This is a genomic window from Marinobacter excellens LAMA 842, from assembly GCF_001574445.1.
Taxonomy (GTDB): Bacteria; Pseudomonadota; Gammaproteobacteria; order Pseudomonadales; family Oleiphilaceae; genus Marinobacter; species Marinobacter shengliensis.
Genome location: NZ_LOCO01000018.1, coordinates 49,348 through 70,970 on the forward strand (window position 1 = coordinate 49,348; position 21,623 = coordinate 70,970).

Sequence of the window (21,623 nt, forward strand, 5' to 3'; positions counted from 1 at the left end):
GCTGATCAAACGGGAATACGAACACGGATTCGTGACCGAGATTGAATCCGACACCTTCGAGCCCGGCCTCAACGAAGACGTAATCCGCCGCCTGTCCGAGATCAAACAGGAGCCGGAGTTCATGCTGGAATGGCGCCTGAAGGCCTACCGTCGCTGGCTGGAGATGGACGAGCCGGAGTGGGCCCACGTAGACTTCCCGAAGGTCGACTACGATGCCATCTCCTACTACTCCGCACCCAAGAAAAAAGAAGACATGCCCCAGAGCCTGGACGACGTTGATCCGGAGCTGCTGCGCACCTACGAAAAACTGGGCATCCCCCTGCACGAACGGGCCAAGCTGGCCGGCGTTGCGGTTGATGCCGTCTTCGATTCCGTCTCGGTAGCCACCACCTTCAAAGAACCGCTGGAAAAAGCCGGCGTGATCTTCTGCCCCATCTCCGAAGCGGTGCAGAAATACCCGGAGCTGGTTAAGAAATACCTGGGCAGCGTCGTCCCGGCCGGCGACAACTACTTCGCCGCCCTCAACTCCGCCGTGTTCTCCGATGGCTCCTTCGTGTACATCCCGAAGGGCGTTCGCTGCCCCATGGAACTGTCTACCTACTTCCGGATCAACGCCGCCAACACCGGTCAGTTCGAACGTACCCTGATCATCGCCGAAGAAGGCAGCTACGTAAGCTACCTGGAAGGCTGCACCGCTCCGATGAGGGACGAAAACCAGCTGCACGCAGCGGTGGTAGAACTGGTCGCCCTGGACGACGCCCAGATTAAATACTCCACCGTACAGAACTGGTATCCGGGCGACGAAAACGGCAAAGGCGGCATCTACAACTTCGTAACCAAGCGCGGCGCCTGCATCGGCAAAAACTCCAAGATCTCCTGGACCCAGGTAGAAACCGGCTCCGCCATCACCTGGAAATACCCGAGCTGCGTACTGCGTGGTGAGAACAGCGTAGGCGAGTTCTACTCCGTCGCCCTCACCCACAACTACCAGCAGGCCGACACCGGCACCAAGATGATCCACCTTGGCAAGAACACCAAGAGCACCATCATCTCCAAGGGCATCTCCGCCGGCCGCAGCTCCAACGCCTACCGCGGCCTGGTGAAATTCGGCCCGGGTGCAGAAGGTGCACGTAACTTTACTCAGTGCGACTCGCTGCTGATCGGCGACCGCTGTGGCGCCCACACCTTCCCGTACATCGAAAGCAAGAACAAATCGGCCATCGTGGAACACGAAGCCACCACCTCCAAGGTCAGCGACGAGCAGATGTTCCTGTGCCGTCAGCGTGGTATCGACCCGGAGCAGGCAGTGTCCATGATCGTGAACGGCTTCTGTAAGGAAGTGTTCAAGGAGTTGCCGATGGAGTTTGCTGTGGAAGCCGGCAAGCTGCTGGAAGTCAGTCTTGAAGGCTCCGTTGGTTAACGAGACGGCATACACACAAGTATCACGGAAGCCGTCAGGGTGTCCCTTCCGGGATCGTCAAAATCAGGGATGATTTTGTCGAGCGTACAGGGACGTATTCACAGCGTATCCCGGAAGGGACACCCTGATGGCTGACTCCCCCATACTTGGGGCAGGAAAAGAATTCAGACGGTTAAAAAGAGAGAAGCGTACAAATGCTGAGCATCAAAAACCTGCACGCCTCCGTTGAGGGCAAAGAAATCCTCAAAGGCATCAACCTGGAGATCAAAGCCGGGGAAGTTCACGCCATTATGGGCCCGAACGGTTCCGGTAAGAGTACCCTGTCACAGGTTCTGGCAGGCAACGAGGCATTTGAAGTCACCAGCGGCGAAGTCACCCTCAACGGCGACAACCTGCTGGACCTGGAAACCGAAGAGCGCGCCCGCGAAGGTATCTTCCTGGCATTCCAGTACCCGGTGGAAATCCCCGGTGTCAGCAACCTTCAGTTCCTGCGCACCGCCGTAAACGCCATGCGCAAGCACCGGGGTGAGGAAGAAATGAACGCCGCGGAATTCATGAAGCTGGCCAAAGAAGTCTCCAAACAGGTAGACCTGGATCCGGCCTTCCTCAAGCGCGGCGTCAACGAAGGCTTCTCCGGCGGCGAGAAAAAGCGCAACGAAATCATGCAGGCGCTGCTGCTGCAGCCGAAACTGGCCATTCTGGACGAAACCGACTCCGGCCTGGACATCGACGCCCTGAAAGTGGTGTCCGATGGTGTTAACGCCCTGCGCTCAGAAGATCGCGCTATTTTGATGGTGACCCACTACCAGCGCCTGCTGAACCACATTGTGCCCGACTACGTGCACGTGCTGGCCGGCGGCAAGATCATCAAGTCCGGCGGCCGTGAGCTCGCCCTGGAACTGGAAGAGAAAGGTTACGGCTGGTTGGGCATCAAAGACGAAGACACCAGTAACTGATCAGGAGGTCGCGGAATGAAATCAGCACCCACGCTTTCCAGCGCCTTCCTGCACCCGGCCGGGCAATCTTTGCCGGAGCCGTTGCTGGCGCTGCGTAAACAACGGGCCAGCGCACTGGTGGACATGCCACTGCCGACCCGAAAAACCGAGAACTGGAAGTATTCCAGCAAGTACCTGAAGCTGACCGACGATATGGCCATCTCGTTGCCCGCTGAAGGCAAAGGCGGCAACAGCCTGGCGGTGCCGGGTTACAAGGTTGTTTTCAATAACGGTGTGATGATCCCGGAAGCCAGTGAGTATCCGGACCTGAACGGCATTATCATCCAGAGTTTCAGTGATCTGGATGAAGACGATGCCAAGGCGGTGTCATTGCAATTGGGCTGCACCCTGGACCATGATCAGGCGCAGTTTGCCCGCGTGAACGGCGCCCGTTTTGAGGACGGCCTGTTGATTCGCCTGAAGCCGGGTGCCGTGCTCGACCAGCCGCTGTTTGTGATCCACGAAACCACCGCTGATGCCAGTGGTTCGGCCTATCCGCGCATATATGTGGAAGCCGGCGCCAACAGCCAGATGACGCTGGTGGAAGAATACATTTCCAGTGGTGACGCAAGCGCCCTGGTTAACACCGTTACCGAATTCAACCTGGCCGATGGCGCCAACATCACCAGCATTCGCCTGAACATGGAAGGCGAAAACGTTCAGCACATTGGCGCTACCGGCGTTCTGCAGCAACGCAGCTCCCGGTTCGAAAGCCACTGCGTGGGCTTCGGCGGCCCGCTGCGTCGGCACGATCTGCAGGTTCGCCTGGAAGGTGAAGGGGCCGAAACCAAGCTTAATGGTGTGGTGGTTACCCAAGGCAAACAGCATTACGACAACCACACCTCCATTGACCATGTGGCTGCCCACTGCAACAGCGAAGAGACCTACCGCAATATTGCTGCGGACCAATCCCACGCTATCTTCAACGGCCGGATTCATATCCACCAGGACGCCCAGAAGTCCAACGCGGATATGAACAACAAAAACCTGCTGCTGTCTAACGGTGCAGAGATCGATACAAAGCCGGAACTGGAGATCTATGCGGACGACGTCAAGTGCGCACACGGCGCCACCATTGGCCAGCTGGATGAAACCTCGGTGTTCTATCTGGTATCCCGCGGCATTGGCCGCCGGCAGGCCAACGTGTTGTTGACCATGGCGTTTATCAATGAGCTGGTGCAGCAGATTCCAGTGGAAGCCGTGCGCGAAACTGCCCAGGCGCGGCTCAACGATTTCTTTGAGCAAACCTTTCAGGAGGCCTGAGGGCATGACTGACCTGTCCGTGGTAAAGAACACCAACTCCCCGGCGTTTGATGTAGAAGCCATCCGCCGAGACTTCCCGATCCTGGCACAGGAAATCAACGGGAAGCCGCTGGTGTATCTGGACAACGGCGCTTCGGCCCAGAAGCCGCAGGCGGTGTTGGATGCCATGGATCGCTATTACCGGGAAATGCACTCGAACGTGCACCGAGGCGCCCATACCCTGGGAGACCGCGCCACAACGGCTTTTGAAGGTGCCCGGGAAATCGTGCGGCACTTCCTGAACGCCCCCAGCACCAAAGAGATCATCTGGACCCGGGGCACCACCGAAGCCATTAATCTGGTAGCCAATGGCCTGGCTCCGCGCCTGAAAGCCGGCGATGAGATCCTGGTCAGTCATATGGAACACCACGCCAACATCGTGCCGTGGCAGATGATCGCCGAGCGCACCGGCGCCAAAGTGGTCCCTGTGCAGGTGACCCCCGAAGGCGAGCTTGACCTGGATTCATTCAACAGCCTGCTAAACGAGCGCACGCGAGTATTGGCCCTTACCCACGTGTCCAACGTGCTGGGCACAGTAAACCCGGTGGCGCCACTGATCGAACAGGCGAAGAAACAGGGCGTGATCACCCTGATTGACGGCGCCCAGGCCGTGCCCCACTTCAAGCCGGATGTGCAGGCGCTGGGTTGCGATTTCTACGTGTTTTCATCCCACAAACTGTTCGGCCCTACCGGCATCGGTGTGCTGTATGGCCGTGCAGAACTGCTGGAAGAAATGCCTCCTTACCAGGGTGGAGGCGAGATGATTGAGCGGGTGTCGTTCGAGCGCACCACCTGGAACGTTCTGCCCTACAAGTTTGAAGCTGGCACCCCGGCAATTGCCGAAGCCGTCGGCCTTGCGGCCGCGATAGACTACCTGGACAGGCTGGATCGCCAGGCCATGGAAGCGGCAGAAAATGCCCTGCTTATCCGTGCCAACGAACTGGTTGAGACGGTTCCGGGCATGGAGATTATCGGCACCGCGAGGCAGAAAGTACCGGTCATGTCCTTCAAGATTGCCGGCCTGCACCCAAGCGACATCGGCACCCTGCTCGACCAGCAAGGCATTGCCATCCGCACCGGCCACCATTGCGCCATGCCATTGATGGATTTCTACGGAGTACCCGGTACAGCCCGGGCTTCATTTGCGTTCTACAATACGCTGGAAGAGGTCGAGAAACTGTTTACCGGCCTGCAAAAGATCCAGCGCCTGTTTGCCTGAGGAGGTGGAAACATGTCAGCCGAAGTCTTCACCCCAAATGATGTGAACGTGACCATGACTCCGACGGCGGTCAAACACGTTCGCAAACAACTGGATAAAAAACCGGAAGCCAAGGGCATTCGCCTGGCCATCAAAAAGAGTGGCTGCTCCGGCTTCAAGTATGAAACCCAGTGGGTGGAAACCCCGGAATCCGATGACCGTATTTTTACCATCGACGGTGTGGACGTGTTCGTAAAGCAGGAACACCTGCCCCTGGTGAATGGTATTGAAATCGACTTTGTCACCGAGGGCGTGAACTCGCTGTTCCGCTTCCGCAACCCGAATGCTACGGCAGAATGTGGGTGTGGCGAGAGTTTTACGGTGGCTTGAAATACAAATTAGCCACGGACGACACGGACCATCACGGACGGAAAGATAAAGGTTTTTCTAGTCCGTGTTCGTCAGTGCCGTCTGTGGCCAAAAGAGCTTTAGAAAGGCTGATAGAGCATGCAAGAACGCGAAGTCGTACTGACAAAACGCGAAGTGGAAGCCCGGCTGGTGCCTTCCGGTACGGAAATCATGATTCCGTCGGACACCTTCGTGACCATCACCCAGTCCCTCGGTGGCACCTTTACCGTAGCGGTGAATGGCAACCTGGCTCGCATTGAAGGTCACGACGCAGACGCCCTGGGTAAGCAGCCCCTGGAAAGCAGCTTTGACACCCCGGAAGACGGCACCATCAACGAAAACCAGGTGTGGGAAGCCCTGCGCAACTGCTACGACCCGGAAATCCCGGTCAACGTGGTGGATCTGGGCCTGATCTATGAGTGCAAGATCGAAAACGGCACTGAACACGGCAATCACGTTTATATCCGGATGACCCTCACCGCCGCGGGCTGTGGCATGGGCCCGGTCATCACCAACGATGTGCAAACCAAGGTGGAGCATGTCCCCAACGTCGACAAGGTAACGGTTGAGCTGACCTTTGATCCGCCCTGGAACAACGATATGCTCACCGACGAAGCCAAACTCGAACTGGGAATGCTATGACCGCCAGCAAGGAACAATTTCTCGACAACCCTCTGGGGGTAAAAACCACCCTGGAAGACGTTCTGGACGCCTTTGAGTTTCTGGACGACTGGGAAGAGCGCTACGCCTACATCGTGGACCTGGGCAAACAGTTGCCGGCGTTCCCGGATGACGAGCGGACAGAAGAGAATTACGTGCATGGCTGCCAGAGTCAGGTGTGGCTGGTTCACCATCACGATGAGGACAGCGGCAAACTGTTCCTGCTGATCGACTCAGACGCCATCATCGTGCGCGGTCTGGCGGCCATTATACTGGTAGCCCTGAACGGCAAGACACCGCGAGAATTGTTGGCCACCGACATCGATGAACTGTTTGAACAACTGGACCTGTTCCGCCATATCTCCCCGACACGGGGTAACGGCCTGCGGGCTATGGTCGGGAAGATCCGGGACATCGCGGCGGCCGAAGCCGCCTGATCTCACCAGATTATCGCCATATCGTCCCTCTGGATATTCACCTGGCCACCGGTCACAGGCAGGCGACCGGTGCTGAAATCCGGGTGGACGTTATCCAGAGTAATGGACACCTTCGCATCCGTCAGCTCCGGTGTACCATCCAGTGAATCGAAATAGCGCTGACTACGGTAGATATTGAGCTCGTCGCCCGGCCGCAATCCGGCTGTCGCACCGGAAGCCAGGGTCACACGATTGCTCTCCACACGGGTCACCCGGGCCATGAACGGTTGACACGCCAGCGCATTGTTCACGGCTATCGCCATGTCATCAATCACGCCTGACACCGCCTGCCCCCACTCCGATTTTTCAAAGCCGGCCGAAGCAAAGCCACCGGTGCCCGTGCCTTTCGGATCCCAGCGGGCAGAGGTTTCAAAGCGCTGACGAAACACTGGCGAACCGCTGAAGCCATCGAACACCATCACTTCTGCTTCAAAGCGGCGACTGGTATCCACCAGGCCAATGCCACGCTGCATGCGATTGACGATGGAACTGCCCCAGGCGTTTGGATCTGCTACCCCAATATCGCGAATCACACCCGACACCACGAATTGTGCTCCCAGTTCCCGGGCCAGCTGGACCACATTAGTCAAATGATTCGCCGCCAGATTCTGGCGCGAGGTCGGTGCGTCTGGCAAATCGCTGAAAAGTTGCAACGAGGTAGAGCCCAACACCTGCATTCTGCCCTGAGACTGCAAGCGGGCAATCAGTGCCTGCGGCAATTTCTCTCCGGCGTCATCGAGCCCCGGGTTTCCTCCCTGCTGTGGCCGGACAATCGGAAAGCCTGTCACTGCAACTCGCTTGCGCAGCCCGGAGGCTTCCCCGGCCTTACAGCTTTCGGTACCAGAGGTATCCGCCATCTCGGCCCGCACCACCACCCGCAAAAGGTTGCCGCTGCGGTATTCATCCACGATGGTGGCGTTACGTAACTGGGCGGTGGCCGAAAGCCGCGTTCGGGACTGTGTCAGCTCACCGTTTTCAAGCGTATCCTGTGTGCTTACGCTGGCCTCATACTGCAGGGCGAGATCACGCATGGCCGCCTGCCGGGCCTCGGCGCGGGCCTGGTCCAGATTGTTCTCCCGGATATTGGCATGGCCCACCCCCTCAAGCACGGCGGCACTGACCACGCCCGAGCAGACCCAAAGCAACAATAGAACAATGGCTTTCATAGTTCTCCCGCATTCCGCCAGGGCATTAGCGGATTAGTCCAGATAATAGAGTGACTGGGTGCGCCGGGTTTCCACATCCCCTACCCGGTCGTTCTGACGCGGCATGGGGATCATACATTGATCCCGAACTTGATCATCCACCACCCGTGAAACGCACTCGCGAAACCTTGGTTCCAGCTTGAGCTCCATCACTGTCTCAATCACACCATCGCTATGCTCGTTCACCGCCACCATCCGTGCACCGCGTATATAACTGTCTACATAGGTGCGGAAGTTGTCATTGTTAACGACAAAATCATTCACCGTAGAGCTGCCGTAAATCACCGTACCGTACACCCGCTCAGCCAGGTTCCGATAGGCATCCAGTTGGGAAGCGCGCCTGGCCATCAACCGCTTTCGAGGATTTATGCGGTCCTCACGAACATCCTGGTAGGTGCCAAAACCACTGACCCGAACGGTGATGGGTTCAAATTCAGTACGGGTATCCTGCGAGCTGTTCTGATAACTGCCCACCGGCGCGCAGGCTGCCAATGTAAAAACCAGAACAGGCACGAGAGTCCATCGCAGTGTCATTATCTTGTCTCCGGAAAACACTTTTGCAGTATCCATGAAAAAATCGCGCCAGCATCAGCAACCCAATGATGTTACTTGCTTTTTCAAAATCAACGATCTTTCTCCCTTGGGAAAGCGGCAACAGTCTGCCTTCGTTTACAGTTCGGGAACAAACCGTTACCCGTTGTGAGCTGCTTCACGGATTAAACTCGTCTAACCTTTCAAGTACTTAATTGTTTGTACCTGCATATAACAACTCAGGACTGTTCATGAAAACAAACCGCCTTTGCAAATTGTCCCTGGCCATCAGCCTTTCCATTGCCACCACCTCTGCCCTTGCGAGCCCGCAGGCACCCATGTCTGCGCGCTCCTTCGCCATGGGCGGGACTGGCGTCGCCGTAGCACATCCCTCTGCTGCCCCCTTGGCCAACCCGGCCATGATGGCAGCACCCCAGCACGACTGGGCGGATGATTTCGGCCTGATGCTGCCTTCGGTCAATGCACGATTTGCGGATGAAGAAGAAGTTGTTGATCAGATTGATGATATTCAGGATGTGATTGATGAGTTCCAGGGACTGAACAGAACCTCTAACCCCGAAGAAGCACGTCGTCTCGCAGGTGATCTTCGGGAGCGTTTGAACAACTTTGATCGCGACACTGTTCGGGTCGATGCTGGCCTGGGCATTGCCTTTGCTATTCCCACGAATTCCATTTCAGTAGGCTTTGTGGCAGATGGCGCCATCAGGGCGACCGTCAGGGGCGAACTGGATCCGGATGATGATGCGTTCCTGAGGGAGCTCGAAACCGCTACTGCACTGGAGCTTGCCACTGCAGACCTGGACAGGGATCTGAAATCCAGGGGCCGCATTCTGGCGTCGGCAGTTGCTGAGGTCGGCATCAGCCTGGCCACAACCTTTGAGTTGAACAATGGCGAGCAATTCCAGTTCGGCGTCACCCCAAAATATGTCGAGCTTCGCACTTTCCAATACACCGAAACCGTCTCAGGTTTTGAAGACGATGACTTCGATAGTGACGAATTCGAAACTGACAAAAGCGGCTTCAACCTGGACATCGGTGCCGCCTATGCCTTCGGTGAGAACCGCGAGTGGAATGCCGGTGTGGTGGTCAAAAACCTGATTCCGATGGAGCTGGACTCCGCACAGGCACGCCCGCTACTTGGCGAAGAGAAACGCACCCTCGAACTCAACCCCATGGTTACCGCCGCCATCGCCCACAAGAGCGACTACCACGTAGTCACCGCCGAACTGGACCTGACCAAGAAAAAAGCCTTCGGCTTTGAAGACGACACCCAATGGCTGGCGGTCGGTGCCGAATTCGACGCCTGGCGCTACGCCCAGCTGCGCGCCGGTATCCGCCACAACCTGGCCAGCAACAGCGACAACGACGGTATTGAAGAAGATACCCAATTCACCGCTGGTCTGGGACTGAACGTTCTCGGCGCGCGTCTGGATATTGGCGCCCTGTACAGCAGCGCTGATGTGGGTGCCGCGATCGAGCTTGGCACCTCCTTCTGATATCGCCGTAGTTCCAGAGCCCGGCCTGCCCCGCAAGCCGGGCTTTTTTTGTGCCTCACCGCGTCCTTGCCGCTCAAAGTCACGGTTGGGGTTTGCCTACGGCAGACTGTGGCCGGATAATCTACCGATCTGCACCCACACACCAAAGGAAACCCCAGCTCCATGCAAACCTATCTGGTAGGCGGCGCCGTTCGGGACAAACTGCTCGGCCTTGAGGTAAAAGACCGTGACTGGGTGGTGGTCGGCAGCACACCAGATGAAATGCGAGCGAAGGGTTTCAAACAGGTAGGGGCCGATTTCCCGGTTTTCCTGCACCCGAAAACCGGCGAGGAATACGCCCTGGCCCGCACCGAACGCAAGCAGGGCCGGGGCTACCATGGGTTTACCGTATACAGCGCCCCGGATGTCACCCTGGAGCAGGATCTGAAGCGCCGGGACCTGACCATCAACGCCATGGCAGAAACCGAAGATGGCCAGTTGGTCGATCCTTTCCACGGTCACGGCGACCTCGAGCAGAAAAAGCTTCGTCATGTGTCCGAAGCCTTTGCGGAAGACCCCCTGCGCATCCTGAGAACCGCACGGTTTGCCGCACGCCTGCAACCCATGGGTTTTACCGTATGCCACGAAACCAGGGCCCTGATGCAACAGATGGTCCGTGAGGGCGAACTGGAGGATCTTGTCCCGGAGCGCGTATGGCAGGAGGTTCAGCGAGCACTGCATGAGAAAGCGCCAGGTGTCTTTTTCGATGTGCTCAAAGACGTTGGCGCCCTTGAGGTTCTACTTCCAGAGCTCGCCAGCCCGGGCATTCTCCAGCACGGGCTTCAGGCACTGCATTGCGTGCACCGGAAAAACGGCAACACGGCCCAGCGCTTCGCCGCATTGCTGTGCGCCGTGCCGGAACCCGCCGCTGTCGCTCGCGCAAAAGCCATGAAAAGCCCGAATGACTGCAAAGACATGGTCCACCTGGTCTGCCTTTACATGGAGCACCTGGGCGATCAGGGCCCGAAGGCCCTTGCGCCGGAGCAAGCTCTGGCGTTGTTGGAGAAAGCCGACCTCTCGCGCCGCCCGGAGCGTTTTCTCGACTTGCAGGAAACCCTTGCCTGCGCCGTCAAACCCGGCCAGTCAGACAGACTTGACCGGCTCAACCTGGCCGCACGACACGCCTCAGCGGTCAACCCGCAAGACCTGATCAAACAGGGCCACAAAGGAAAAGCCCTGGGCGATGCAATCCGCAACGAGCGGCTGGCACGTATCAAACAGGCATTGACCAACTGACCAGAGGAATTCTTTATGGCAGCTCCTGTTGTTCTGATCACCGGCGCCGCCCACCGTCTCGGCGCCCGTACCGCGGAGGTCCTGCACGCCCGGGGCTGGAATGTGGTCATCCACTATCGTTCGAGGGCGGACCAAGCGGCCGAACTGATGGAAAAACTGAACCGGGAACGGTCTGACTCAGCCACCTCGATACAGGCAGACCTGACAGACATGGAACAGGTTGCCAGGCTGGCCAAAACCGCCTGCCAACATTGGGAGCGGCTGGATGGCCTGGTCAACAACGCCTCAGTCTTCTATCCCAGAACCACCGAAGACTCCGGTGAAGACGACTGGAACGCCATCATGGGCGCCAACCTGAAAGCGCCATTCTTTTTGCTCAAACACTGCCTGCCTGAGTTGAAGAAGAACAATGGGGCCGTGATAAATCTGATCGACATCTACAGTGAGAAACCGCTGAACGATCACCCCCTGTATTGTGCCAGCAAAGCGGGCCTGGCCGCCCTCACCCGATCCTGGGCCAAAGATCATGCCCCAGGGATCAGGGTAAACGGTGTATCGCCTGGCGCTATCCTCTGGCCAGAGGGCGAGGCCGAAATCGACACGGTTTACCAGCAGGCCATTCTGGACAAAACACCTCTGGCCCGTACCGGCAACCCCGACGACATTGCCGGTGCCATCGCCTACCTTTTGTGCGATGCCCCGTTCGTGACCGGTCAGATTCTTTCCGTCGACGGCGGCCGCAGCCTGAATATGTGAATCAGCACCGGTAGGCCGAATCAACCCATACCTTGGTTGTTTTGGCCGAGCCGGGCTTTCCCGCTACAATGCTTGCCATCTTGTATTCACACGCCGGCAGGCATCTTCCTGATCCTGCCCTTTGCAACGGAGAATTCCCATGCGTGATGTCGTGATTGTTGCCGCAAAACGTACCGCTGTTGGCAGCTTCGGTGGCGGCTTGTCCAGCCTGCGGGCCGACCAACTCGGTTCCGCCGTGATCAAGGCGCTGATGGAAGAAACCGGCGTGGCCGGCGAGCAGATCGGTGAAGTAATCCTGGGCCAAGTACTGACTGCCGGTTGCGGTCAGAACCCTGCCCGCCAGGCAGCCATCAATGCCGGCCTGCCAAGCTCCACACCAGCGATCACCATCAACAAGGTATGTGGTTCCGGCCTGAAAGCGGTTCATATGGCGGTGCAAGCCATTCAGTGCGGTGATGCCGAGATGATTGTCGCTGGTGGCCAGGAAAGCATGAGCCAGGCGCCACACGTTCTGCCCAACAGCCGTAATGGCCAGCGCATGGGCAACTGGAGCATGGTCGACACCATGGTGAACGATGGCCTGTGGGATGCCTTCAACGATTATCACATGGGCATCACCGCCGAAAACATCGTGGAGAAGTACGGTATCAGCCGGGACGAGCAGGACGAATTCGCCGCGGCCTCCCAGCAAAAAGCCGTAGCGGCCCAGAACGCCGGCTATTTTGACGGCCAGATTGTTCCGATCACCATTCCCCAGCGCAAAGGCGACCCGCTGGTGATCAGTAAGGACGAATGCCCCCGCGACGGCGTGACCGGAGACAGCCTTGGCAAACTGCGCCCGGCGTTCAAGAAAGACGGTTCCGTGACCGCGGGCAACGCTTCATCCCTGAACGACGGTGCCGCCGCCGTGATGGTGTGCAGTGCCGAGAAAGCCAAAGAACTGGGGCTGACCCCGCTGGCCACCATCAAGGCCCACGCCAATGCTGGTGTTGACCCCACCATCATGGGTACCGGCCCGATTCCCGCCAGCCAGCGCTGCCTTGAGCGTGCTGGCTGGACGGCCGCAGAGCTGGACCTGATCGAAGCCAACGAAGCCTTCGCGGCCCAGGCCATCTCGGTCAACCGGGACATGGGCTGGGATACCAGCAAGGTCAACGTTAATGGCGGCGCCATTGCCATTGGCCACCCGATCGGCGCTTCCGGCTGCCGTATTCTGGTTACCCTGCTGCACGAAATGGCACGCCGCGACGCCAAGAAAGGCCTGGCGACTTTGTGCATCGGTGGCGGCATGGGCGTTGCCCTGGCAGTGGAACGCTAAGCCCGGTGCTGCACGTTGTACTCTATGAGCCGGAGATACCGCCCAATACCGGCAATATCATCCGGCTCTGCGCCAACACCGGCTGTCAGCTACACCTGATTGAACCGCTGGGGTTTTCCCTGGAGGACAAACAGATGCGCAGGGCCGGGCTGGATTACAGCGAGTACGCCACCGTGAAGATCCACCCGGATTACGCCAGCTTTCTGGAAACCGAGCAGCCTGCGCGACTGTTCGGGCTCACCACGAAAGGCAGCCGTCATTATCACGAGGCCGCTTTCCAGGATGGCGACTACCTGATGTTCGGGCCAGAAACCCGAGGGCTGCCGGCAGACGTTCGGGAAGCCTTGCCAGAACAGAATCGGCTGCGGGTACCCATGCGCCCGGAGAGCCGAAGCCTGAACCTGTCCAATACCGCCGCCCTGGTGGTTTACGAGGCCTGGCGGCAGACCGGATTCAACGGCGCAGTCTGAGCACTCCCGCTGGCAAGGGGAATGACCAGCGGATAGCCCTCAGGGAGTTGAATAACCCGAGTCCGATAGCCGTAAACCGCTTTCAATAGTGACGGCGTCAGGACCTCACTGGAGCCCCCTTCATGAAAGCAGCGGCCAGACTTCATGACCACCATTCGGTCTGCAAACTGAGCCGCAAGATTGAGGTCGTGGACGATGGCCAGCACGGCCACCCCGTGCTCCCTGGCCATTGCGCCTACCAGCTCCAACACCATCTGTTGGTGCGCGGGGTCCAGCGCCGACGTACACTCGTCCAGCAATAACAGTCGATCCTGTCGGGTATCCCATATCTGCCCCAGCACTCTTGCCAGCTGCAACCTCTGCTGTTCCCCGCCGGACAATCCCGGCACCAGTCGATGCCGCAAATGCTTGATCTCCAGGGCTTCCATCAGGATTTCTGCCACGGAATCCGCGCATCGGCGGGTTGCGGCCGGACGACCAAGGGCCACCACTTCCTCCACCGTTAGTGGGAAGTTAACCTCAACACTCTGAGGCATAATCGCCCGATGGCGTGCCAGCTCACCCGGGCACCAGCCACCAAGTTCGCGGCCTGCAAGTCGGATCCGGCCCCGGTACGGCAATTCTCCAGCCAGTGCTTTCATAAGCGTTGACTTACCCGCACCATTCGGCCCCAGCAGCATCAATACTTCACCAGCAGACACCGTCAGATTGATATCGCTGACAATCTCCGTTCCTGCCAGCGATACACTCAAGTTCTGAATTTCCAGGACCATCACATCACCTTTCTCCGCATGAGCAAACCCAGGAAAAACGGACCTCCGATCAGAGACATCATCAGCCCGATGGGCAACTCGGCGGGTGCAACAACAACGCGCGCGATGGCATCAGCCGCAACCAACAGAGTTCCCCCCATCAGCGCACTGACTGGCAACACCACTCGATGACTCGCCCCCAGCAGCTGCCTTACCAGGTGCGGCACAACCAATCCGACAAAGCCGATCAGTCCGCTCACAGCCACGGCTGCGCCAACACCCAGCCCGACAACCAGTATCGCTACCTTCTTAACGGTGGCTGTTCGATACCCCAAGTGGCCCACTACCGATTCGCCCAACAGAAACGCGTCCAGTGGTCTGGCCAGCCAGGGTGCTGCCATTAAAGCCAGGATCATGAAAGGTGCGCCCAAAACAAGATCGTCCCAGGCAGCATGGCCAAGGCTTCCCATTGTCCAGAACGTCAGGGATCGTAATTCCTCATCGCTTGCGTAGAACGTCAGCAAACCGGTTGCTGCGCCCGCCACTGCGTTAATGGCAATACCCGCCAACAGAAGCGTTGCCACAGCCGTCTGGCCAGCACGACTGGCAATTCGCCAGGCCAGAATGACGGTGCCACTACCGCCGGCAAACGCGGCCAGGGGCAACGCCCACTGCCCCGCCAGGGTCACCCAACCACCAAGGGCCGTCCCGCCAAGAACGATGACGGCAATGGCGGCCAGTGACGCACCAGCGGAGACACCAATCAGGCCAGGATCTGCCAGGGGGTTTCGGAAAAGTCCCTGTAGGATCGCGCCGGAAACCCCCAATACAGCTCCAACCAGAAAGCCGAGTAGAAACCGGGGTAACCGGACTTCCAACACAACCATAGCCGCTACCGGATCCGAAGCTTCCCGGCCGGCAACTACCTTGAGAATATCCATCAGTGCAAGGTCGTAGGCACCACTACCAATCGATGCCAGGGCCGCAACCGCCAGAAGAGTTCCCAGCAACAAGAGCGCCGGCGCCAACGGCAAACGACCGGAATGGTCACGGATCATTGGCGGCTATTTCCCTTTGGCCGGGCAAGGCATCGTTAAGCGCCGCCATCGCTTCCGGCAAGCGAGGGCCGAAGCCAAGCAGGAACATACTGTCGGCCACCAGCCGATGCCCGGACTGCCATGCTTCAAGGCGCTCAACCTCGGGCCACCCCGCAATGTCGAACTGGCCCGGAGTGGATTCCGCAATTACCACCGCATCAGGGCGGGAAGCAAGAATCGCCTCCCGGTTGGCCGGTTTGTACCCTTTAATACCCTGGGCGGCATTTTCGGCCCCGATCAGTTCAACCAGAGCATTCGCTGCAGTATCCGACCCGGCCAACATGACCGAGTGGTTGCCAGCGGCGAGGATGAACAGGATTCTGGGCTGGTAATCACGGTTTCCGGTGTTCTGTTGAATCCGGCGGATATCCGCCTCGACGCCAGCCACCAGAGCCTGCGCTTCCTCGGCTGCCCCGAGCAGCTCGCCAACAGACAATATGCGCTCCAGCGCTGCCTCCGCGGTCCACCGCGACGGCAGTTGCGCAACCCGAACCCCGGCGCGCGCGAGGCGCTCAAGATTCCTGGCGGGCGCAGCCTGCTCTGAGGTAATCAGCATATCCGGCTTCAGTGCCAGAACGCCCTCGAAAGGCAAAGCGCGCAGATAACCAACCTTGGGTAACTCAGCCGTTTGCTCCGGATAACCGCTGGTGGTATCCACTCCAACCAGGCGCGACTCCTGCCCAAGCCGATAGACGATTTCGGTGATGGCACCGTCTGCAGTCACCAGGCGGCTCGGTTCGGCAAACACCGAGCCCGATGCCAGCGACAATCCAATCAGAATGAACAGGGGCCACCGCAGCCTCATGACAAAGCCTCAAGCGTTGCGACCTGTTCACGCCAGAGTTCGGATTCCGGAATGCCGGGTTTACGTTCACCAAAAACCGTCAGGACCAGTTCTCCGTCTCCATTGAAAGCTTCCACAGATGTGATCAGACCATCGGTGGACGGACGTCGTACCAACCACCAGCGTTTGATACCGTCGGTATTAGCATGCAGGTTGAAGCCCGGATCCAATACGTTCATCCAGGGGCCAGTGCGGCGAACATTTGTGACACACCCGGTAAAGATCTGGACAATCCCGGGATTGCCAACAAAGAACATCGCCGGGCATTGGTTGTCTCTCAGCAATCCCAGCAACCGATCCAGCACATTCTGATCCCCTGACTGCAGCTCCGTGGCCCACTCACCACGCACCAGCTCGAGCGCTGTCAGGCGGTCAGCACCGGCACGCTTTAACAGGGCGCCAAAATGATGGACATCCTTGAGTTTCTCCCAGCCGGTGCGCAGCGCATCAACATCCACGGTTTCCGGGGACGAACGCTGCAATGTCTCTCGCCGGCCTACCGGTTTAAAGGCTTCCTGGCGGGCTGCTGTAAAGCGTTCGACCATTTTTTCCCAGACATCCGCATCGGTCGTGTCCACTCGATAGATCTTGTGAATGGCCGTGCCGTACTGGTCGAAAAACTGAAGGCTTTCCCGTAGCCCGGACCGCACCTGCTCCAGTACCCGGTAGCCCCAGGCCCAATGTTTGAAAAACACCCGTATGTCAATCTCTCCAACCGCCAGCCCCATAGCTCCAGAGCCGCCGACCGTGAAGTCTCTGAAGCAACCGGTAACTTCATGAACTACCTCGTTGTTGCGGGCAAGAATCATCACCGGTCCGACCTGCTCCAGGGCTCCAAGGATCTGACTAAACTCGTTTACGAGTGGAACGACGGCATCACGCTCCCGGAGTCGTACAAGCGCCATTTCGCTGACCCCAAGCCGGTCTGCGACCTGGCGGATCCTGAGATTCGGCTCCTGTTGTCTGATGGCTTCCCATCGGGCCGACAGGTTGTCCGGCACACTGACTGAATCGGCTATTGCCTGTTGCATGACTTACTCCTCGGCTTGCTGAAGTTCCACCGGCAACCAACGCACCGTAGGCTGCCCGCTGTTTCCGTTCTGGTCGTAGTATCCGACGATCTGCAACGCCCAGACCGTGGACTCAGGATCATCAGCCTCAGCCTTGATCAGGAAGGTTCGGAAGTTGGGCCAGATCTTGTGTTGGTTGGTCAGGTTGTAGGCGTACCAGGTGTTATCCGTGAATACCCCGCCGGTTGAGTCCGTGTTGTAGAGCTGGGGAACACCCGGATCGCTGTCATTGGCGGCAAGTTCGCTCCAGGTCATCGGGTCGGAGGCCCCGCCTTTGCCGGCGCCAGAAACACCGCTGTTGGATTTCAGGTACCAGTCCCGACCAGAGAAGCCGACCTGGACGTCCCAGTTGTCGCTGGTGTCACAATCAACAACGGCATCTGAGTCAAAATCGAAGCATACGTCGCCGCCGTCATAGCCTGCAGGGGGGGTGAAAGTGACTGGTATGGTACTGAATTGCGACGCGCCAGAGGCCTGCACGTCAAACTCCAGTGTAAAATCCTCAATACCTTGTCCTTCGCGGGTCGGGAAATTGAAGTCGACAACCCGCATTCGGGCATAGCTATTTCCCTCGGCAGAACGCACCAGATAGCCAACATCGTCTGCCTCGCTGATCACGCCCGTGGCAAAATCATATTGAGACCAGGTATCTGAGGCCCCAAATGCACTGGCAAAGGCATCCTCCTGCCAGCTAGCCGGCTCTTCAAGAATGCCCAGCAAGTGCTCCTGCTCGGAGTTGGCGGTCGCGTTGGTGAACATATTCGCGACGGGGTCGCCATTACCATCGTAAAAATCGTCCTGGGCAATAGCCAGAGCGCCGACAACGCTGCCGGTTCCGGAAGCACCGCTGTTCACCTTGAAGCTCAGACGGTTGGCGGCAATGTGCCAGTCGCCACCTTCCTCCACCATCGCTCCGGTTTCCAGATTGAGGTAGACGGTCTCCGTTGCCGCGGGCAGCAACTGCTCGGAAAAATCGCTGACATTATCTGCATCGTCCTCCTCGATGGAGTTGTCACTACCTCCACCACAGGCCGTCAGAGCCAGGGTGGCCAGCACAACAGCCAGAGGCCTGTTATCGAAAAGTTCCATGGATGTCTCCTTCATATGTTTTTCGGGTGTTCGGGCATCATTGGCCAAAGGAAACCGTTAGCCCAGCGTAGAGGAAACGCCCGGCAACCGGTCTGAAATCTTCACTGGCATTGGAAAAATCACGCTGTTCGCCGCTAATGTTCTCGGCTCCGGCGAACAATCGAAGCTGGTCGGAGAACTGGTAGTTCAGCTTCAGGTCGGCCGTTGCATACTCGGGGGACTGGGTTCCCGAGGCCGCATTCACGAACTCTTCACTCTGGTACCGAAGCCTCGCACTCCAGGACAATCCGGGCAGCCAAAGCGGACCATCCAGCCCGAGGCGTGCCTGATGCCTCGGGCGGCGATTAAGCTCATCGCCTGTTGCCACGTCTTCGGTTCGGGTCAGGGTATAGCCGGCGGTGAGTCGCCAGTGCTCAGAGGGTTCCCAGCCAGCCGTGGTCTCGAATCCCCAGGTCCTTGCCTCGGCAAGGTTTTCATAGGAGAAAACCTGAACTCCGTCGTTCCGCGCCTCGGTAGCCTCGGCATCCGGCGAGGTCTGGATCAGTTGCTCGATGTCATTAAAGAAGGCGTTGGCTTCCAGCCATGCAGATCGGTTCCAGGACAGGCCTCCTCCAAACTGGTAGCTGACGGATTGCTCCGGCTCCAGATCAGGCGTCCCCTGCACGATGTAGCCAAGCTGACTGTGGTCAAAAGTGAAGTGCCGCTCCTTGAGATTCGGCACCCGATATCCGGCGCCGACACCACCGCGGAGGAAGCCGGTCAGAGAATCAGTCCGGATCAGGTCGTAGCGCGCATTGATCTTGGGGGCGGTGTGGGTTCCGAAATCGGAGTCATTCTGGAAACGGACGCCGGGCACCAACTCAAGATTCGCGGTGGGCATCCAGGTGTCTTGAACCCAGACCTCCTGGCTCTCACGCTGTCGGCGAGGCTCAGCACCCAGTTCGGAAGCGCCGTCCTTGGTCTGCTTGAGGGTTTCGCGGTTAACATCGACACCAGCCTGCAAGTGATGACCGAGCCCCACCGGCTTGCCCAAATGGGCAGAAAAACGAGACAGAGTAGATTCGGCACGACGGTCATCAAAGACACTGCTGGCCGTGTATTTCAAGGTATCGTCGTTGAGGGTCTCATGGACAGCGGCCCAACCGGCACGCAGATCTGAATTGCGACCATGGTCGCCAGCCAGGGTATAGCGGGTGCGAGTGACTGTTTCATCCTTACCCTGATTGATAACAAAAGGCGGGTTGCGTTCGGTAAACCGTGACCCGGACTCCTCTTCGAATCGGGCGACCGCAGCGCTCAGCCGGTGGTTGCTGTTTGGAAACCAGTCGGTGCGGAAGCTAAGGTCGGTTCGGTCGTATTCATCGCCCGGTCGTGCCCAGGTCTCTGGCTGCGGGTCGATGCCATCGGAATGCTGGTGTGATGCGGATAATCGAAGGGCCAGCTGTTCATTGCCACCCTGGACCGAGGCTCGGGCCGAATATCGCGCGGGGTCGGCGTCACGCCCAGAAGGGTTCTGATCGCCATAGGTACCGACGTCGGCGCTGAAATGACCAGAGAACCCGGAAGCTGGCGGACGGGTGATGATGTTGACCACCCCACCGATACCGGCACTACCGTATTGAGCAGACACAGCTCCCTTGACCACTTCGACACGCTCGATATCAAGGACAGCCAACTGACTGACATCAACGGATGAACCGGTCGTCGCCGTCATCGGCATACCATCGATCAGCACCAGAACCCGGTCAGCCTCAATTCCCTGCAACCAAACCTCATACCCGGGTTTCCCGTGAACTTCCCGCAGCTGAACCCCGGGCACGTTCTCCAGCGCTTCTTTCATGCTCCGGGCGTGAGTTTTCTCAAGCTCCTTCGCGGTGACGACCTCGGTGCGCACAGGAGTGTCCAGCAACTGACGCTCCGCTCTCGTTCCAGTGACAACCAGCTCATCCAGATACAAGGCCTCGGCAATCAGATTGCGGGAACCTCCCAAAAGCACAAGGAACAGCAACCATCGCCCGAGATCACATTTCGAATTCAACATACTACACACTGATAAACGTAATGCGAACGATTATTGTTTTGTTTCAGCTAAAGATCAACCCCTTTGGTTGATGAATATCAAGCGCGCACAAAAAAACCGGCCTCAGCCGGTTTTTCATATTTCCAGAAAACCAAACGTTTAGTGAGTCTGCTCTTCCTTGGCCTCACCTGCCGCCTCTTCCTGCTTGCGCTTCAGCGCCTGGGCGTAAATCGCGTCAAAGTTCACCGGCGCCAGCATCAGGGCCGGGAAGCTGCCCTTGTTGACGATACCGTCGATGGCTTCGCGGGCGTAGGGGAACAGAATCGTCGGGCAGTACGCGCCCAGCATCTGACCGAGCTGCGGGCCTTCAATGCCAGATACCATGAATACACCGGCCTGCTGGATCTCTACGATGTAGGCAACCTTCTCACCGACCTTGGCAGTCACGGTCAGCGACAGCACCACTTCATACTGATTATCACTGATCTTGTTGTGGGCGGTATTCAGATCCAGGTTCACCTGCGGCTTCCACTGCTCCTGAAACACCAGGGGAGCATTAGGAGATTCAAAAGACAGGTCCTTCACATAGATGCGCTGAAGGGCAAACTGGGGTTGGTTCTGGTTTTCGGTGCCTGCGGCTTGCTGATTCTCAGCCATGATCAGTCCTTTCGTTCTGGTAAAAAGGGCAACAGCCCGTTGTTATGGTCACGTGAGCCGAAACAGTCTACTGCGTGGTCCCGGCAGGTAATGTGAAACAGTGCGACAGATCGGCAATCAGATCAAGCCCTGTTACTTTTTCACCAGCGGCAGATTGCTGGCTCTCCAATCGGTGATACCGCCATTCAGGCGAACCACGTTGGTATAGCCCTCAGCATTCAGCTGCTTGACCGCCATGGCTGAATGCTGGCCCATTTTGTCCGCCACAATAATCTGCTTGTCTTTGAACTTGCTCAATTCGTTGGCACGGCTCTTGAGGCTGTTCAACGGGATATTGATGGAGCCGGTAATGCGACCTTCGCCAAATTCCTTGCGGTCTCGGATATCCACCACTACCGCCTCATCCTTGTTGATCAAAGTAACGGCACCCTGAGCCGAAATTTTGGTGCCACCCCGCCGGGATTCCAACACCAGAATGGCCACCAGGAATGCCACGAACAGTGATACCAGAATGTAATGATTGACTACGAATTCAAACAAGCGGTCCATGAAACTACCCTGAA

22 protein-coding genes are annotated in these 21,623 nt (G+C 58.0%); 12 read left to right on the top strand and 10 right to left on the bottom strand.

The window, feature by feature from the left end; genetic code table 11:
* Nucleotide 1: 1 nt before the first annotated feature.
* From sufB to J122_RS14445, 7 genes are all read left to right on the top strand, one after another.
* Complete coding sequence (sufB, locus tag J122_RS14415) at nucleotides 2–1,420, top strand: Fe-S cluster assembly protein SufB (RefSeq protein ID WP_082780607.1); 1,419 nt, start codon at nucleotides 2–4, stop codon at nucleotides 1,418–1,420.
* Between the two features lie 194 nt (nucleotides 1,421–1,614).
* Nucleotides 1,615–2,376: a Fe-S cluster assembly ATPase SufC gene (gene sufC / locus J122_RS14420; RefSeq protein WP_061332966.1), complete on the top strand. Its 762-nt coding sequence runs from the start codon at nucleotides 1,615–1,617 to the stop codon at nucleotides 2,374–2,376.
* Nucleotides 2,377–2,391: 15 nt separating this feature from the next.
* A complete protein-coding gene (gene sufD / locus J122_RS14425) occupies nucleotides 2,392–3,678 on the top strand; it encodes a Fe-S cluster assembly protein SufD (RefSeq protein ID WP_061332967.1) in 1,287 nt (428 codons plus the stop codon).
* A 4-nt stretch (nucleotides 3,679–3,682) separates the two neighbouring features.
* Complete coding sequence (locus tag J122_RS14430; protein ID WP_061332968.1) at nucleotides 3,683–4,936, top strand: aminotransferase class V-fold PLP-dependent enzyme; 1,254 nt, start codon at nucleotides 3,683–3,685, stop codon at nucleotides 4,934–4,936.
* Between the two features lie 12 nt (nucleotides 4,937–4,948).
* Nucleotides 4,949–5,305: a HesB/IscA family protein gene (locus tag J122_RS14435; protein ID WP_061332969.1), complete on the top strand. Its 357-nt coding sequence runs from the start codon at nucleotides 4,949–4,951 to the stop codon at nucleotides 5,303–5,305.
* A 117-nt stretch (nucleotides 5,306–5,422) separates the two neighbouring features.
* Nucleotides 5,423–5,965 carry a putative Fe-S cluster assembly protein SufT gene (gene sufT, locus J122_RS14440; protein ID WP_058090505.1) on the top strand — a complete coding sequence of 181 codons (543 nt, stop codon included), beginning with the start codon at nucleotides 5,423–5,425 and terminating at the stop codon, nucleotides 5,963–5,965.
* Entirely contained in the window at nucleotides 5,962–6,420 is a 459-nt protein-coding gene (locus tag J122_RS14445; RefSeq protein ID WP_058090504.1) for a SufE family protein, read from the top strand. Before sufT ends, J122_RS14445 begins: the two co-directional genes overlap by 4 nt.
* 2 nt (nucleotides 6,421–6,422) lie before the next feature.
* Here J122_RS14445 and J122_RS14450 read toward each other — a convergent pair whose 3' ends face one another.
* On the bottom strand, nucleotides 6,423–7,625 hold the full coding sequence (locus tag J122_RS14450; RefSeq protein ID WP_061332970.1) for a flagellar assembly protein T N-terminal domain-containing protein: 1,203 nt from the start codon (nucleotides 7,623–7,625) through the stop codon (nucleotides 6,423–6,425).
* A gap of 33 nt (nucleotides 7,626–7,658) precedes the next feature.
* Entirely contained in the window at nucleotides 7,659–8,198 is a 540-nt protein-coding gene (locus J122_RS14455) for an LPP20 family lipoprotein (RefSeq protein ID WP_061332971.1), read from the bottom strand.
* Nucleotides 8,199–8,446: 248 nt separating this feature from the next.
* Between J122_RS14455 and traF the strand changes: the two genes are divergently transcribed.
* The 5 genes from traF (at nucleotide 8,447) to trmL (ending at nucleotide 13,531) form a co-directional block, all read left to right on the top strand.
* Complete coding sequence (traF, locus tag J122_RS14460; protein ID WP_061332972.1) at nucleotides 8,447–9,712, top strand: conjugal transfer protein TraF; 1,266 nt, start codon at nucleotides 8,447–8,449, stop codon at nucleotides 9,710–9,712.
* Nucleotides 9,713–9,874: 162 nt separating this feature from the next.
* Nucleotides 9,875–10,987: a multifunctional CCA tRNA nucleotidyl transferase/2'3'-cyclic phosphodiesterase/2'nucleotidase/phosphatase gene (locus tag J122_RS14465; RefSeq protein WP_061332973.1), complete on the top strand. Its 1,113-nt coding sequence runs from the start codon at nucleotides 9,875–9,877 to the stop codon at nucleotides 10,985–10,987.
* 15 nt (nucleotides 10,988–11,002) lie between these two features.
* The gene (locus tag J122_RS14470) at nucleotides 11,003–11,743 is read left to right on the top strand and encodes a pteridine reductase (RefSeq protein WP_061332974.1); all 741 of its coding nucleotides are present in this window, start codon (nucleotides 11,003–11,005) and stop codon (nucleotides 11,741–11,743) included.
* 139 nt (nucleotides 11,744–11,882) lie between these two features.
* The gene (locus J122_RS14475) at nucleotides 11,883–13,061 is read left to right on the top strand and encodes an acetyl-CoA C-acetyltransferase (RefSeq protein ID WP_061332975.1); all 1,179 of its coding nucleotides are present in this window, start codon (nucleotides 11,883–11,885) and stop codon (nucleotides 13,059–13,061) included.
* Nucleotides 13,062–13,066: 5 nt separating this feature from the next.
* Nucleotides 13,067–13,531 (top strand): tRNA (uridine(34)/cytosine(34)/5-carboxymethylaminomethyluridine(34)-2'-O)-methyltransferase TrmL, encoded by a 465-nt coding sequence (gene trmL / locus J122_RS14480; RefSeq protein ID WP_061332976.1) that lies wholly within the window; start codon nucleotides 13,067–13,069, stop codon nucleotides 13,529–13,531.
* Here trmL and J122_RS14485 read toward each other — a convergent pair.
* From J122_RS14485 to J122_RS14520, 8 genes are all read right to left on the bottom strand, one after another.
* Nucleotides 13,489–14,304: a heme ABC transporter ATP-binding protein gene (locus J122_RS14485; protein WP_061332977.1), complete on the bottom strand. Its 816-nt coding sequence runs from the start codon at nucleotides 14,302–14,304 to the stop codon at nucleotides 13,489–13,491. The genes trmL and J122_RS14485 overlap by 43 nt on opposite strands.
* Entirely contained in the window at nucleotides 14,304–15,341 is a 1,038-nt protein-coding gene (locus J122_RS14490) for a FecCD family ABC transporter permease (RefSeq protein WP_061332978.1), read from the bottom strand. The genes J122_RS14485 and J122_RS14490 overlap by 1 nt, the downstream gene beginning before the upstream one ends.
* Nucleotides 15,331–16,185, bottom strand: a complete 855-nt coding sequence (locus J122_RS14495; protein WP_227510221.1) for a heme/hemin ABC transporter substrate-binding protein — start codon at nucleotides 16,183–16,185, stop codon at nucleotides 15,331–15,333. Before J122_RS14495 ends, J122_RS14490 begins: the two co-directional genes overlap by 11 nt.
* Nucleotides 16,182–17,255 (bottom strand): hemin-degrading factor, encoded by a 1,074-nt coding sequence (locus tag J122_RS14500; RefSeq protein ID WP_061332979.1) that lies wholly within the window; start codon nucleotides 17,253–17,255, stop codon nucleotides 16,182–16,184. The genes J122_RS14495 and J122_RS14500 overlap by 4 nt, the downstream gene beginning before the upstream one ends.
* Before the next feature lie 3 nt (nucleotides 17,256–17,258).
* Complete coding sequence (locus J122_RS14505) at nucleotides 17,259–18,383, bottom strand: HmuY family protein (RefSeq protein ID WP_061332980.1); 1,125 nt, start codon at nucleotides 18,381–18,383, stop codon at nucleotides 17,259–17,261.
* Between the two features lie 37 nt (nucleotides 18,384–18,420).
* On the bottom strand, nucleotides 18,421–20,424 hold the full coding sequence (locus J122_RS14510) for a TonB-dependent receptor plug domain-containing protein (RefSeq protein WP_061332981.1): 2,004 nt from the start codon (nucleotides 20,422–20,424) through the stop codon (nucleotides 18,421–18,423).
* A 138-nt stretch (nucleotides 20,425–20,562) separates the two neighbouring features.
* On the bottom strand, nucleotides 20,563–21,060 hold the full coding sequence (gene secB / locus J122_RS14515; RefSeq protein WP_058090491.1) for a protein-export chaperone SecB: 498 nt from the start codon (nucleotides 21,058–21,060) through the stop codon (nucleotides 20,563–20,565).
* A gap of 132 nt (nucleotides 21,061–21,192) precedes the next feature.
* Nucleotides 21,193–21,609, bottom strand: a complete 417-nt coding sequence (locus tag J122_RS14520) for a rhodanese-like domain-containing protein (protein ID WP_061332982.1) — start codon at nucleotides 21,607–21,609, stop codon at nucleotides 21,193–21,195.
* Nucleotides 21,610–21,623 lie beyond the last annotated feature (14 nt).